11 protein-coding genes and 1 riboswitch are annotated in these 13,994 nt (G+C 72.0%); of the genes, 5 read left to right on the top strand and 6 right to left on the bottom strand.

Translation table 11 applies throughout. From position 1 onward, the window contains the following. Nucleotides 1-38: 38 nt before the first annotated feature. Together ACWDAS_RS33355 and ACWDAS_RS33350 are read left to right on the top strand one after the other, a co-directional pair. A complete protein-coding gene (locus ACWDAS_RS33355; RefSeq protein WP_450398384.1) occupies nucleotides 39-293 on the top strand; it encodes a hypothetical protein in 255 nt (84 codons plus the stop codon). A gap of 36 nt (nucleotides 294-329) precedes the next feature. Beyond that, nucleotides 330-902, top strand: a complete 573-nt coding sequence (locus ACWDAS_RS33350; protein WP_450398416.1) for a GNAT family N-acetyltransferase — start codon at nucleotides 330-332, stop codon at nucleotides 900-902. A gap of 490 nt (nucleotides 903-1,392) precedes the next feature. Here ACWDAS_RS33350 and ACWDAS_RS33345 read toward each other — a convergent pair whose 3' ends face one another. The 4 genes from ACWDAS_RS33345 to ACWDAS_RS33330 all read right to left on the bottom strand — a co-directional run bounded on the left by ACWDAS_RS33345 (nucleotide 1,393) and on the right by ACWDAS_RS33330 (nucleotide 5,457). Next, nucleotides 1,393-2,004, bottom strand: a complete 612-nt coding sequence (locus ACWDAS_RS33345) for a hypothetical protein (RefSeq protein ID WP_450398383.1) — start codon at nucleotides 2,002-2,004, stop codon at nucleotides 1,393-1,395. A 463-nt stretch (nucleotides 2,005-2,467) separates the two neighbouring features. Next, nucleotides 2,468-3,157 carry a thiamine phosphate synthase gene (gene thiE / locus ACWDAS_RS33340; protein ID WP_450398381.1) on the bottom strand — a complete coding sequence of 230 codons (690 nt, stop codon included), beginning with the start codon at nucleotides 3,155-3,157 and terminating at the stop codon, nucleotides 2,468-2,470. After that, nucleotides 3,154-3,963 carry a hydroxyethylthiazole kinase gene (gene thiM / locus ACWDAS_RS33335; protein ID WP_450398379.1) on the bottom strand — a complete coding sequence of 270 codons (810 nt, stop codon included), beginning with the start codon at nucleotides 3,961-3,963 and terminating at the stop codon, nucleotides 3,154-3,156. The genes thiE and thiM overlap by 4 nt, the downstream gene beginning before the upstream one ends. A gap of 87 nt (nucleotides 3,964-4,050) precedes the next feature. Continuing rightward, nucleotides 4,051-5,457 (bottom strand): purine-cytosine permease family protein, encoded by a 1,407-nt coding sequence (locus ACWDAS_RS33330; RefSeq protein WP_450398378.1) that lies wholly within the window; start codon nucleotides 5,455-5,457, stop codon nucleotides 4,051-4,053. Next, a riboswitch (TPP riboswitch) is annotated at nucleotides 5,449-5,542 on the bottom strand. It overlaps the preceding gene by 9 nt. Nucleotides 5,543-6,081: 539 nt before the next feature. Between ACWDAS_RS33330 and ACWDAS_RS33325 the strand changes: the two genes are divergently transcribed. The 3 genes from ACWDAS_RS33325 (at nucleotide 6,082) to ACWDAS_RS33315 (ending at nucleotide 11,972) form a co-directional block, all read left to right on the top strand. After that, complete coding sequence (locus ACWDAS_RS33325; protein WP_450398377.1) at nucleotides 6,082-6,429, top strand: transcriptional regulator; 348 nt, start codon at nucleotides 6,082-6,084, stop codon at nucleotides 6,427-6,429. Then, complete coding sequence (locus tag ACWDAS_RS33320) at nucleotides 6,426-7,091, top strand: nucleotidyl transferase AbiEii/AbiGii toxin family protein (protein WP_450398375.1); 666 nt, start codon at nucleotides 6,426-6,428, stop codon at nucleotides 7,089-7,091. The genes ACWDAS_RS33325 and ACWDAS_RS33320 overlap by 4 nt, the downstream gene beginning before the upstream one ends. 822 nt (nucleotides 7,092-7,913) lie before the next feature. Next, entirely contained in the window at nucleotides 7,914-11,972 is a 4,059-nt protein-coding gene (locus tag ACWDAS_RS33315; protein WP_450398374.1) for a carboxypeptidase regulatory-like domain-containing protein, read from the top strand. Nucleotides 11,973-12,235: 263 nt separating this feature from the next. On the opposite strand, the gene ACWDAS_RS33310 is transcribed toward ACWDAS_RS33315, so the two are convergent. Together ACWDAS_RS33310 and ACWDAS_RS33305 are read right to left on the bottom strand one after the other, a co-directional pair. Next, nucleotides 12,236-12,670, bottom strand: coding sequence for a hypothetical protein (locus ACWDAS_RS33310; RefSeq protein ID WP_450398372.1), 435 nt, complete (start codon nucleotides 12,668-12,670; stop codon nucleotides 12,236-12,238). A 324-nt stretch (nucleotides 12,671-12,994) separates the two neighbouring features. Further along, a complete protein-coding gene (locus ACWDAS_RS33305) occupies nucleotides 12,995-13,993 on the bottom strand; it encodes an AsnC family transcriptional regulator (protein WP_450398370.1) in 999 nt (332 codons plus the stop codon). Between the last annotated feature and the right edge of the window lies 1 nt (nucleotide 13,994).

Here is a 13,994-nt window from a genome sequence, read left to right as displayed (position 1 = left end):
CGATGCCGGTTGGTGGCAGGAGGTGAGCTTGTTCCGCTTTGACGGACATCATCCGGACCACCCGGCCTACCAGCAGATCATGGCAGTTCACCGCGGCCGACGCCCCGCTGCGGGCGCGGGCGGTGTGCGAGGCGATGGACCTGGAGATCACGCCCAGCAGCATCAACAACGTCCGTCTGAAGCTCAAGCGGCTCGCCGAGCGGGGAGGGAGGCTCGGTCGCGCCGATGAGCGGACGTCGTTCTGCCGGCCCGCCGAGAAAACCCATTGCGAGAGACCCGCATCGGATGTCTGATTGATCGGCCACCGATCAGGGGAGGGGGACATGAGTATGCCGCTGCCCACGCCCTCGTTGCACACCGCTCGCCTTCGACTGCGTGCCTTCGAAGACGCGGATGCGAACGGCCTCTTCGCACTGCACAGCAGCGCCTACGTGCTGCGCTACTGGGACGCGCCACCGTGGACCGAACGCGTGCGCGCCGAGAAGTTCATCACGGCTTGCCGGCAGATGGAACAGGAGGGCAGCGGGGCGCGGCTGGCCGTGGATCGTGTCTCCGACGGGGCGTTCATCGGCTGGTGCAGCCTGAACAGGTGGAATCCGGACTACCGCAGCGCGTCGCTCGGCTACTGCTTCGACGATGCAGCGTGGGGCCACGGCTACGCGACCGAGGCCGCGCGCGCTTTGCTGCGGTGGGCATTCGACACACTGGACCTCAATCGCGTCCAAGCTGAGACCGATACGCGCAACGTGGCATCTGCCCGCGTGCTGGAGAAGCTCGGCTTCCTGCGTGAAGGGACGTTGCGGGAAGACTGCGTCGTCAACGGCGAGGTCTCCGACTCGTGGGTCTACGGGCTGATCAGGCGGGACTGGCAGCCGTCGTCCGAGCCGGTTCCCGCCCACTGAGTTCCGTCGCTCGGCACACGGTATCGGCCACACCCCAAACCACTGATCACTGGGCCTCATCCACACAACGGCGAACCGAGCAAAGCCTTACACACCGTCCTCTGAAATCACGCGAATCCGGCTACGGTCGGGCGCATGGATCGCCTGTCCGAGATCACTTTCCTTCTGCCCAACACACACGGATCGCGCAGTCGACCAAGTGCGCTCGATGTCAGCCGAAGTGGCGTACGCCGACTTCACCGTGGGCGCAGGGCCGGCAGCCCGCGCGCTTGATTCGGGAAACACTGCAGGTGGCAGGCCGATCTCGATGGTGACCAGGCACGACCCGCTCACATCGGGTGTGCGCTTCTGGTGCGGCGAACTGCTTGGTCCGTGGGCAACCCGGTCATTGGCATTGCCTCCGTTGATGGACTGTTGGCGTGCGGCAGTATTTTCGTGGGCCTTCGCCCTTGTTCGCGTCTGTGCGGAGAGGTGTCACGCGGTCGGACACTCACTCCCCGTCGGCCAGCGCCGGCACCTCGTGTTCGGGAAACAAGCCGCTGGCTCGCATCGCCTCGGCGGCTCGCGGGTCCAGCAGGAAGACGAGTCCCTCATTGCCACCTGCGTAGAGGGTGTGAGCGCGCTGCGCGCCACGCCCGGCAGCGGCAAGCAGTCGGTTGACGACGGCCAGGGGACGGACGGTGGACAAAGCCCATGGATCCCCGCCCTCCCAGTCCTCGGGCCTCCAAACCACGCACCGGATCCCGTTGATCGAAACCATGTAGTCGTCGGCATCCGGGACCGTCTCGACCTCCAGCGTCACGCCGTATCGCACCAGGGCCGGTGCCAGCGCTCGAAGGAACTCCTCGACCCCGCCCTCGGCCAGTTCCTCTCCGTCCGCGTGGAACTCGATCTGCTCGAAGAGAAGCTCGAAATTGAGCGGATAGCAGCCGGTTGCGACCTCGGTCATTGCGGACTCACGCAGCTCCGCCGGCAGGTGATCCCACAACCCGTAGCGGTTCAGCGCCTCCGCCATCACGCGATGACGCTCATCGCCCCGCCACGGATCATCGCCGGCGTCCCTGGGTCGAAACCGTCCGGCCGCTTCGCCGTCAACCGTCATGGGCCGACGGTACCGCGATGATCTGACATTGCCGCTGGTGCCAAGTAGGCGGGCCAACGAGTGCCGGAACGGCCTTGGACAGCCCACGGACGGCCCGGCGTTCTGCCGAAGGGACCCTTGCCGGTCGATCTGTCCGAGCGGTGCTTATGGTGCCACCGCCCAAGACTTCCCCAATCCCTGGAGAGGATCTGTCCCGGCTGGGGCTGGTGGGCGTGGACGCTTCAACCGCACCGCACCGCCCCAACGAGCCGATCGTGCTCCTAGGTGTGCCACCGCAAGAGGTACCCCGCCCGGCCACCCCTGTGGCCGGCCCGGCTGGATCGGGGGGAGTCACGGCCACCCGTCGCGGCTGCGCGGTGCCGCCCCGTCGGGGACTTCGTGCCGGCTCGACGAGATCGGTGACCGCTCCCCCGATCGGCCCTCCGCTGAGCCGAACGGTCAGCTGCCTTGCGCATGCGCACCGTCAGGCGAGGTTCTTCTCCCGGCTCCGGGTCGCCACACGGCCCCAAGCGAGGGCATACGCACGTGCCGCGGCACAGGGGTCCTCGGCAGCGCAGATGCCGGACACGACGGCCGCCCCCGCTGCCCCGGCCTCCCGCAGTCGCGGAAGGTCGCCCGGGTCCACGCCGCCGATGGCAACAGCGGGCAGCGCGCTGAGTCGGGCGAGGCGGGCGAAGCCGTCGTGGCCGAGCGAGGGCGGGGCGTCCGCCTTGGTCCGGGTCGCGTGCAGCGCGCCGATGCCGACGTGGTCGACGCCTGCCGGATCCTGGGCGGCGGCGCGCAGTTCATCGGGAGTGGCGGCGCTGAGGCCCAGAACCGCGTGCGGCCCGATCAGGTCGCGCACAGCGCCCGCAGGCAGGTCCGACTGTCCGACGTGGACGCCCGACACGCGTATGCCCCCGGCGCGGGCGGCCAGGAACACATCCACCCGGTCGTTGACGATCAACGCCACGCGCTCCGGGAGGACCGCGGCCACCTCCGTGACCGTGCGCAGGAAATCACCGCCGTCGGCGTGCTTCTCGCGGATCTGAACCGCGGTGACGCCCCCCGCCACCGCCTGGGCGACGGTCTCGGCCACACTGCGGCCACGGTCCCTGCACTGGTCCGTGTCCGTGACCAGGTAGACCGACAGATCGACCGGCGTCACCGTCACGACACGGCCGCCCGCACGGCGATGTCGGACTCGCGCAGCGCGGCGAGCGCGTCCAGGAACGCCACGGCGAAGCTGCCGGGCCCGGAGGCCTCCTTCGCGGCCAGTTCGGCGGCGACCGTGTAGGCGGTGACGGCCGCCACGGTCGAGGCGAACCGGTCCCCGTCCACCGCCGCGTAGGCGGCCATCACGGCGCCCAGCGCACAGCCCCCGCCCGTCACCCGGGTGAGCAGCGCGTCACCGTTGGCGATGCGCGCCGTACGCACCCCGTCGGTGATGAAATCCACGGGTCCGGAGACGGCGACCACGCCGCCGGTCGCACCCGCCAGGCGCCGCGCCGTCTCCTCCGCCGCCTCGACGCCGTCGGACGAATCCACTCCGCGGCCGCCGCCGCCCGCTCCCGCCAGCGCGATGATCTCCGACGCGTTGCCCCGTACGACCGTCGGCCGCAGTTCCAGGAGCTCGCGTGCCAGCGCGGTGCGCACGGGCAGCGCGCCGACCGCCACCGGATCGAGCACCCACGCGGTGCCGGCCGAGGCAGCCGCCTGCGCGGCCTCGATCATGGCGGCGCGCTGCTCGGCGTGCGGGGTGCCGAGATTGACCAGGACCCCCGAGGCGACCTGGGCGAAAGGTCCGGCCTCCCCCGGAATGTCGACCATGGCGGGTGAGGCGCCCAGCGCCAGCAGCACGTTGGCGGTGAACCCCGTCACCACCGAGTTGGTCAGGCACTGGACCAGCGGGGAGTGGGCCCGTACGCGCGAGAGCGCCTGCGCGGCGAAGGCGGTGTGATCGGCGGAGGTCGGGGGCATGCGGTGTCGCTCCTTGGGGGACGGACGGTGTGCGGGCGCCTGGGGTCGGCGGCGGCTTCCGGCGCCGGGTGGTGGGGCCACGGCGGATCAGGGTCGCGAGCGGTGGCGCAGCCGCAGCGGGGTGTACACCCCGAGGGCCACGAGGAACGCCACGTAGTACGACAGGTCCGCGCCGTGCAGGGCCTCCGCGACCGGGCCGACGTACAGGCTGGTGTCCATGAACGGCACAGCGGCGGCGAAGGCGGCCACGAAAGCGACCACGGCAGGCAGGCCGGGCAGCGGCCGGCCGGTCTCGGCGGCGAGGTCGATCTCGGCGCCTGCCCGTGCGCGTGCCCGGGCCAGCCAGTCGACGATGACGATCGCCACGAAGCCGGGAATCCAGTAGCCGACGAACAGCAGCACGTTCTGGAAGCGCGCGGTGGTGTCGGCGGCGTGCATCCACAGCACCAGGGGGAAGCCGAGCACGGCGGCGAAAGCGGCTGCCGCCGGGCGTGGAACGCGCACGCCGACGGTCTGGAGAGCCAGGGACCCGCTGTAGTCGTTCATGGCGTTGCTGCACAGGGCCGCCAGGGCCACGGCGAGCAGTCCGAACGCCCCCAGTGGCCCGCCGCCCAGCAGCTCGGCCACGCCCGCGGCGGTCTGGTCGGTGAGCAAGGACGCGCCCCACAGCCCGAGGGCCTGGACGGCCACGAAGGACACCACCAGGCCCGCCAGGGTGCACCAGAACATGAGCGAGCGAGAGGTGGTCCGGGGCAGGTAGCGGCTGAAGTCGCTGGCGTAGGGAGCCCAGGACAGGGCCAGACTCAGCGCGATGGTGCTGGTCAGGACGAACGCCCCGCCCCGGTCGGCGCCATGGGCGGACCCGGTGGCCGCGGGGTGGACGCCGTCGAGCAGCTTCCACGCGATCAGAGCGAAGGCGGCGGCGAGAACGAAGGTCATGACGATCTGGAGCCGGTGGATGGCCTCGTAACCCAGGACGCCGAGAAAGCCCTGGGCGAGCATCATGACCAGGACCCCGAGCCAGAAGGGCAAGCCGCACAGCCGCGCCAGCGCGTCCCCGCCGAAGAGCCCGATCAGCGCGTCCCAGGCGACCGAGGACAGCCACTGCAGGACGCCGGGTACCGCGACGGCCCGGCCGAAGGCGAGCCGGGCCAGCGGTAGCTGCCCCGCCCCGGTCCGGCTCCCCCAGGTGCCCAGGTAGGCGGTGGGTATCGCGCCGATCACGGTGCCGAGCACGACGGCCGCGAGCGCGGTGGCGAAGTCCAGGCCGAGGACGATGCCGATGGTGCCGGTGAAGACGCCGGTCATGGTGAGATTGGGGGCGAACCACACGGTGAACAGGCGCCCGGGGCCGCCGTAGCGGTTGCTCTCCGGGACCGGCTGTATGCCGTGCGCTTCGATCCGGAGATCGCCGGCGGCCGCCGGCATGCGCCCGTCGAAGACGGTCTGCCGGCTGTCGGCGGGCAGACCGCCGGAAACATGCGCCAATGGCATGGAAGACATCCCTCCGCCAGTACGAACTGGTTCAGGTTCGACGGGTGTGATCTCAGCCCTCGGCGGGGCACCCCGTGTCCGGTACGAGGGACAGACTAACCCCACGGCAGTGCCCGGCGCGTCGGCGGGAGGGGACTGCGACAGCAAGGTCAAGCGGCCGGCACGGTGGTCTTGTGTCCTCGAACGTCGACGCCACGGCGGGCACGGCCGCAACGGTCCACGGAGGCAATCGTCCCGCAGGGCTGCGTCCGCGCCGAAGGGCGGGGGTGTCCATCGGGCGGAGGAGTCTCCGGACCGCGGCTATCGCCACACCACCACGTCCAGTTGATGCGCGCGGCCCGGTCGGCGACCGCGCGGGTCCGGCAGTTGGTCGCCACCCGCCGGACCCGCCTCACCGCCGCACGGCCGGGTTCCCCCGCGGAATGGGCGGTGACCGGAGCGCGCTGAACCCATGCACCACCGGCCCGGCCCCGGTTCGGCGACGCGGAGCCAGGGACAGGCCGCAGGACATGCTGCAGCAGGCGCCCTCCCCGCAGACACGGGGAGGGGTCCGCCGTCGACCGCGCCCGTCACGGATCGGCGGGTATGTGGCCTCGGTGCCGCAGGCTGGGAAATAATCGGGGCATGGCACCGACGTCCAGTACAACAGAGCTGCGCCGCGCTCGGTTCCGCAGGCGGCTGCCCGCGGAGCTGTCCGCTCTGCAGGGACCCGCGCACGGGACGGTCGCCCTGCCGCTGCACCTGGCCTGGTCGGGCCTGACAGAGTTCGATCTGGACCAGCCGCGGCTGCGAATGAGTTGTTACCGGACTGTCCTGGCCGAGGGCCTCCACGACGACCTGGTCCGCTACCTCAACCGCGACCTTCTCCTGAACCTCTGGCCTGTGCTGCGCACGCTGATCAGCCGCGACATCCGCGACGTCTGGGAAGCCGCGTTCGGCGAACTTCCCACTCGGGCCTCTCGAGCAGCGTGAACCTCGATCCACTGCACCGCCGGCTTCTGGCGGACGTCCTCACCATCGGCAGCCCGTACCCCCTGGTCCTCACCGGCGGGTACGCCGTGCAGGCGCACGGCCTGGTCCAACGGCTCAGTCAAGATCTCGACGTTGCCACAGACAACAACGACCCGATGGACCGGATCGCCGCGACCGTCACCGCCGGGCTTCGCAACCGTGGCTGGCAGGTACACGTCGTGGAAACCGACCCGCTGGCCGCCCGCCTCACCGTGACAGACCCGGACAGTGGCGAGGAATGCGAGCTCGACATCCTCAAGGAAGTCCTCACCCGCCCCGCCGTGATCACTGACCACGGACCGGTCCTGTCCCTCGAAGACGTGGTGGGTACCAAAGTCCGTGCCCTGGCCGACCGCGGAATCGCCCGGGACCTCATCGACGTCCGTGCCGCAGCCCACCTGTGGTCCGCGATCGAGCTCGAAGAGCTCGGCCGCCGCCACGCCCGCGACGCCTTCGACCTGGAAGACCTTCTGGCCCGCCTGGGCGGCGCGGACTGGATCGACGACACCGAATTCGCTGCCTACGGTCTCACGGAGTCCGCGATCGACGAATTGCGCCAATGGGCCCAGAGATGGGCCGACGATCTCACCGCTCGTCTCCACGACCAGCCGCTCGACGACTGACCGCCGTCACCCGACAGCATGCTCGGCCGTGGAAGCCGAACGCTTCGCCCGTGGAAACCCCAGCAGCCGAGGACCAGCTCAAGGGCGGTCCGCTGTGCCCGGCCCGCAGGCGTCGCGCGTCAGCGCTCCCGACCCGGTTCGGCGCACGCACGCGCTCAGCTCCGGCTCCATGACGCGACCGCCGGAACGCTCCCGGCCGTGCGCCTCCGCCGAGGTCCGCGAGTACCGCGATGCGATCGGGCAGCTGGTCAGGGCCGGCCCGCAGGGCTGGATGTGCGGTCCGTGGGTGATCCGCGGCAAGAACCGGCACCTGCCACCCGGGCACCGCGACCGGTTCGAGAGTGACCCGGTCTCGACGAGGCCCTTGCAAGCGCCGGCGACAACGGCGCCGCGGACTTCATGCGCAACAGGATTGAGGCGTTGCCCGGTTGAGGACAGGGCCGACAAGATCAGCACTCGGCCCCTCGCACATGGCGGCCGGGTGGCCGGCCCGGCCGCCGATGGTAGGTACGCCGCCGCGGTGGAGCGGCGGTCGGCAAGGCGTGAATACGACACACGGCGCCAAGTCGCCAACTCCATCCATTGACCTGGTCGTCGAGGACGCGCGATCTTTCTTCCGGCAACGCGTCACGCGCCCGACAACGTTGTCGGGATTGCCCTGTCCACTCCGCCCTCCATCGGAGTCGCCCTGTGCTCGTTCCCCGCCTTCCACGCCCCCTCGCCAGATATTCGAGGGGTGCCCCTGCCCGACCATCGGGACCCCGGTGGCGACAAGCCACCGGCGCGGCCGCGGCCCTGCTGCTGACCGCCCTCGCGGTCCAAGTGCCGCACCAGAGCCCTGCCGTCGCCGATGACGCCGGGCCCGCGGCGCAGTCTCTCTGCGGCACCCCGCAGCCCGGGCACTTCGGTTGCTTCGCGGTACGCCGAGCGGACACCGACAGCGGGCGCGGCGCACGGCCCGCCGCACCCGAGGGGTTCGGCCCGGCCGACCTGCGCTCGGCGTACGACCTGCCCGCCGAAGGCGGCGCCGGGGCGACCATCGCGATCGTGGCGGCCTACGACAACCCGATGGCCGAGCAGGACCTCGCCGCTTACCGGGCCCGGTACGACCTGCCGCCCTGCACGACCGACAACGGCTGCTTCCGCAAGGTCGACCAGCGCGGCAGCACGGACTACCCGCAGCCCAACGACGGCTGGGCCGGCGAGATGTCCCTGGACCTGGACATGGTCTCGGCCGTCGCACCGAAGGCGCACATCCTCCTCGTCGAGGCCGACACCTCCGCCACGGAGGACCTCGGCTCCGCCGTCAACACGGCGGTGGCGATGGGCGCCCGCTACGTGTCCAACTCCTACGGCGCCTACTACGACGGCCCGGACCTCGGCGCCCTGGACGCGGCGTACTTCGACCATCCCGGAACCGCCGTGGTGTTCGCCTCCGGCGACTACGGCCACGGGCTGAGCTATCCGGCGTCCTCCCCGTACGTGACGTCCGTCGGCGGCACCTCGCTCAGCAGGAGCGACACCGGTGCGCGCGGCTGGACGGAGACGGTGTGGAGCGGCACGGGCTCCGGGTGCTCCGCCTACCAGCCCAAGCCGGCGTTCCAGACCGGCACCGGCTGCGGCAAGCGATCGGTGGCGGACGTCAGCGCGGTCGCCGACCCCGACACCGGCGTGGCGGTCTACAACACCTACTCCGGCGGCGGATGGGGCGTCTACGGCGGTACCAGCGCCTCCGCCCCGATCATCGCCGGTCTGTACGCGCTGGCCGGGACGCCCGTCGAGGGCACCTACCCGGCCGGGTACCCGTACCGCACCCCCGGTGCGCTCAACGACGTGACCACCGGCAGCAACGCCCAGTCGGACACCATGCCCGCGTGCGAGCCCGCGAACAGCTGCACCGCCGGTCCCGGCTACGACGGACCGACGGGCCTGGGCACGCCGAACGGCGTCGACGCCTTCCGCCCCGGCCCGCACGGCACCGTGACCGGCAAGGTCACCGACAAGGCCACCGGCAAGGCGCTGTCCGGGGCGACGGTACGGCTGGGCGCACTCTCGGCGGTCACCGGCACGGACGGCAGGTGGTCGCTGGCGGCGCCCACCGGCTCGTACACGCTGACGGTCAACGCCTTCGGCTACTCCGAGAAGGACCTGGGCACGGTCACCCTCGCCGACGGCACGGAGCTGACCAGGAACGCCGCGCTCGCCGCCGTGCCGACCACCACGGTCTCCGGGACGGTCCGTGACGGCGGCGGACACGGCTGGGGCGTCTACGCCCGGCTGACCGTCGACGGCGTGCCCGGCACCGTCCACACCGACCCCAGGACCGGCCGGTACTCCGTCCGCCTCGAGCGCGGAAAGACGTACACCCTGCGCGCCACCGGCCTCTACCCCGGCTACCGGCCGGCCGAGACGAAGGTCGTGCTCGGGTCGTCGCCGAGGACCGCCGACCTGGCGCTCCCACTGGTCGGCACCGGTGCCCTCCCGCCCGGCTACGCCGTCGACTACCACGGCGGCGGTTTCCAGTCCTTCGACACCGCCGCGAAGCCTGCCGGGTGGAGCATCGTCAACCACACCCCCGCCGGCGGCTGGGGATTCGACGACCCGCTGACCCGCGGCAACCAGACCGGTGGTGACGGCGGCTTCGCCCAGGTCGACGACTACGCCCTCGGCTGGGGCGAGGTCGACACCGAACTGATCAGCCCCGCCTACGACTTCTCGGCGCAGACCCGGCCGGCGCTGGAGTTCGACACCTCTCTGCCCGGCCTGTGGCGCTTCAACGACCCCACGGCCGACATCGACGTGAGCACCGACGGCGGGGACCACTGGGAGAACCTCTGGCACCACACCGACGTCGTGGCGGGCCCCTCCCACCAGGTGGTGCCGCTCACCGCCTACGCCGGCAAGTCCTCGGTGCGGCTGCGTTTCCACTTCGCGGGCTCGCTGACCGGCATCTGGCAGCTGGACAACGTCGCCGTCGGCACCCGCTCGCTGGTCACCGTGCCCGGCGGGCTGCTGACGGGCCGGGTGACGGACGCCAACACCGGTGCCGGCGTGGTCGGTGCGACCGTCTCCGCCGCGAAGGCCCCAGAGGACAGCGGCCACACCATCGCCACACCGGATGACCCGGCCGTCGGCGACGGGCTGTACTGGGCCTTCTCCTCCCGTACCGGCCGCCAGGAGTTCACCGCCGCCCTGCCGGCCTTCGGCTATCCGGCCGGAACGTCGGCCGTGACGGTCAAGACCGACGCCGTCACCGCCGCGGACTTCGCCCTGCGCCCGTCCCGGCTGAAGGCCACCCCCGGAGCGGTGGGCGTCACCGTTCCCTGGGGCGGGAAGAAGACCGTCACCGTGAAGGTGCGCAACACCGGCGGCGCCCCGGCCTCCCTCGCCGTCGGGGAGCAGGCCGTCGCCGGAGCCACGGCGCGCGTTTCCGGCGCCGTCAGGGAGCGGACGGCCGCCAGGCCCGATCCGCTCGACGTCGCGACGGCCACCGCCACGGCGGCGGGCCGGACCAACGGGGCGACCGCCGGGCAGGCATGGCAGCCGCTCGCGGACCTCCCGCAGCCCATGACCGGCGGAATCGCGGCCGCGTACGACGGCGTCCTCTACACCGGTCTCGGCCAGACCCCCGACGGTCAGTGGACCACCGCCCTGCGCTCCTACGACCCGGCCACGGCGACCTGGAAGGACCTCGCCCCGGCCGTCACCAAGCGCAGCGGCGCGGCCTACGGGTTCGTCCGGGGCAAGCTGTACGTCGTCGGCGGCAAGAACCGCGCGGGCACACCGATCGCCGGCGGCGAGGTCTACGACCCGGCGAGCGACACATGGTCGCGGATCGCCGACGCGCCCAAGGCGTACGGCAATTCCGCCGCGGCGGCGGTCGGCGACCGGCTGTATGTGATCGGCGGGTGCACCAGCGTCTCCTGCGGCACGCGCGACGTCCAGGTCTACGACCCGGCGGCCGACACGTGGTCCTCGGGTCCGGCCTACCCTCTGCCGACCTCCTGGCAGAGCTGCGGAACCGTCGACGGGACGCTGTACTGCGCGGGCGGTGTCCACCAGGGCGACGGGCAGCCTCCGCACGCCACGGCCGTCGGCTACGCCCTGGACCGGGCCGCGGACCGCTGGACGCCGATCGCCTCCCCGCCGGTGGACTTCTGGGGTGCCGCGACGGCGAGCGGGGCGGGCCGGCTCATGGCCGCCGGCGGTGTGCTGGTCGGGGCCGCCGCGGTGACCAACGAGGCCTACGCCTACGATCCGGCCGCGGACACGTGGAGCGCGCTGCCGAACCTGCCGCAGCCGCTGTACGCGGCGGCCGGAGCGCCGGGCTGGTCCGTCCTGGGGGGCCTGAGCGCCGACAGGGTGATGCAGACCTCCGCCCTCGAACTGCCCGGCTACGACGCGCCTCACGGGGACGTCGCGTGGCTGGCGGCGAGGGCGGGCTCCTCCTCCGTCGGCGCGGGCAGGACGGCGGAGCTGACCGTCACCGTCGACGCCCGGGACATGGGGCCGGCCGACGCGGGCGTGCACCAGGCACGGCTGGTCATCGACAGCGACGGGCCGTACGCCTCCGTCACCGTGCCCGTCACCGTGACCGTGGTGGCGCCGCCGGGGTGGACGCACCTGAGCGGCACCGTCAGCGGTGCCGGGCGGCAGGGCGGCAGCACCCCGCTGGCCGGAGCCACGGTCCGGGTCGGGACCGGGACGGGCGCGCACACGCTGAGCACCGCGGTCGACGGCACGTACCAACTGTGGCTCCCGGAGGCCGGACCCACCGTCTCCCTCACGGTCAGTGCCGAGGGCTACCGGACGGCCGAGCGCACCCTGCGACCGCACGGTCGCGACGCCGTCACCGCCGACGTGGTCCTGACCAGGCGTTAGGCGGATTCGCAGAACCTGGTGGGGCCGGCCCGGCGACGGGACGGCCCCACCGTGCCGGGCGAGGATCACCTCGTGACAGGCGGGATCAACAGTCTCGAAATACCGCGCCGTTGCTGCTTGTCGTGCCCGAGCCGTCGCGACCCGTTACGACGAACGCGTCTCGATCCTCCTCGGCTCGGCCTCCGCAGCAGCCCTTGTCATCTGGCTCCGAACGCGACCGGCCGGACAAGTGCCGGCGGCCATGTCCGGCCGTGGAACGTGGATCAGTCGCCGGTGAAGCCCCAGAAGCACAGCTCTGCCGGACGGCCCTCGGCGCCGTAGACGATCGTGCAGCAACCGGAGCCGCGATCGAACGGAGGGAACCATCCGTCGCCGGCCCGTGTCGGGGCCTGCTCGACAACCTCCCGCACGGGCTGCGCCGTCCCGAACAGTTCGGCGGCTTCCGCCCCTTCGACCACCCTTACGTCGCCGGGCTCCTCCATGTCCTCCTCGCAGCGGACCACCCGTTCGACGTCCAGCACCGAATGCGCCGGTTCCTCCTCCAGCCAACCGCTCGCCATCAGCGCCGCCAACGTCTCGACGCCTGCTTCCCGGTAGTACCCGGCATCGCGAACGAAGACCACCTCGCGAAGATTGTTCAGTGCATCTTGCTCACTCTGCCGGAAAGGCGTGAAGTACGACCATCTGCTCGCTCCCATGCAGGCGAACCCTATTGCGGACGTGTGACAGGAGCTCTTGGCATGCCGTCGCGATGTGATCGCCCGGACACCTCCCGGCCGCAGCGGTGGCGCAGTCGCCAGGCCTGTTCGCGGGTCGATGCCGGTGACACCCGGGGAGTCCGGCGCCGGCACCGGCGGAGATCAGGTGCCGGCCGTCGACGCCGCGGGCCGCCGCGTCGGACGGCGCCTTGAGGGCCTGCCCGGACTTCCCGACCTGGGAGAACCCGTAGGGGCCGCCGGTCATCGTGGAGGCCGTGTCCGACAGCCGCGGGCGGCGGCGGTGGCCCTCACGGATCAGGTCTGTCACGACTGCCGCGCGGCGACGCGGGTCACTCCCGGGCGTTTCAGGGCGTCTCCGACGATCACCGTCTCGGCCGCGTCGACGCCGAGTGCACCCAGGTCCCGGGTGAGGAAGGCGTAGAGCTCGGCCAAATCCCGCAACCACACGGCCACGTTGAGGTTGGCTTCGCCGGTCGTCGCCACGGCGCCGTGGACGGCCGGGTGCGCCGCGAGCGCGCGGCCCACAGCGTCCAGCCTGCCGGGCGCGACGCGCAACAGCACGTTGGCGTCGACGGCGAGGCCAAGCCGCCGCACGTCCACGGCCACGTAAGTGCGCAGCGCGCCGGTCCGGACGAGAGCGGCCAGGCGCCGCCGGACGGTCGACTCGGGCAGGCCGAGCCGGGCGGAGAGCGCGGCCGCCGGCAGCCGGGCGTCGATCGCCAGTTGGGCGAGCAGGGCGCGGTCCGAGGGGTCGGCGTGTCGCGTCACGGCGGTGGGGTTCGCCACGGGCGACGGGGTGAGGGATTCGCGTTCGGCGGGGGTGAGTACGTCGAGCCGCCAGTCGGAGGCATCGGCGAAGACGTGCAGGACGGTGGCCGCGGTCACTGCGGTCACCGCCTGAGATCGGGGCAGTTGACGGAAGAGCAGGCGGTCCCTGTGGCCGGTCGCAGGGCGGGTGAGCTGGACCGCGAGGATCTCGTCCCCCGTGGCGGACAGGTCGACGAACGGCACGTCCTCACGCGCGGCAAGCGCCGCCGCGATGGTGTCGAGCCGGCCTCGCAGTACCCGGACGCGCAGCAGCGTCGCCCCCTGCCCGGCAGGCCGCGGAGGCTCGGCCAGGACCCGGATGGTGCCCTCGTTCAGCAGCGCGCGCCACCGCCGCTGCACCGTCCGCACACCGAGGCCGAGCACCTGCGCAGCGCGCTCCGCGCCGAGGCGCCCGTCGCACTGGAGGGCAGCGAGGAGTCGCTGATCGCGCAGGTCGAGCAGTGGGCTGTCGGATTCCGCCGGGATATAGGTCATG

This window comes from Streptomyces sp. NPDC001070 (assembly GCF_053598835.1).
The sequence above is the reverse complement of the archived record's forward strand: the minus strand, read 5'-3'. Positions and strand labels throughout refer to the sequence as shown.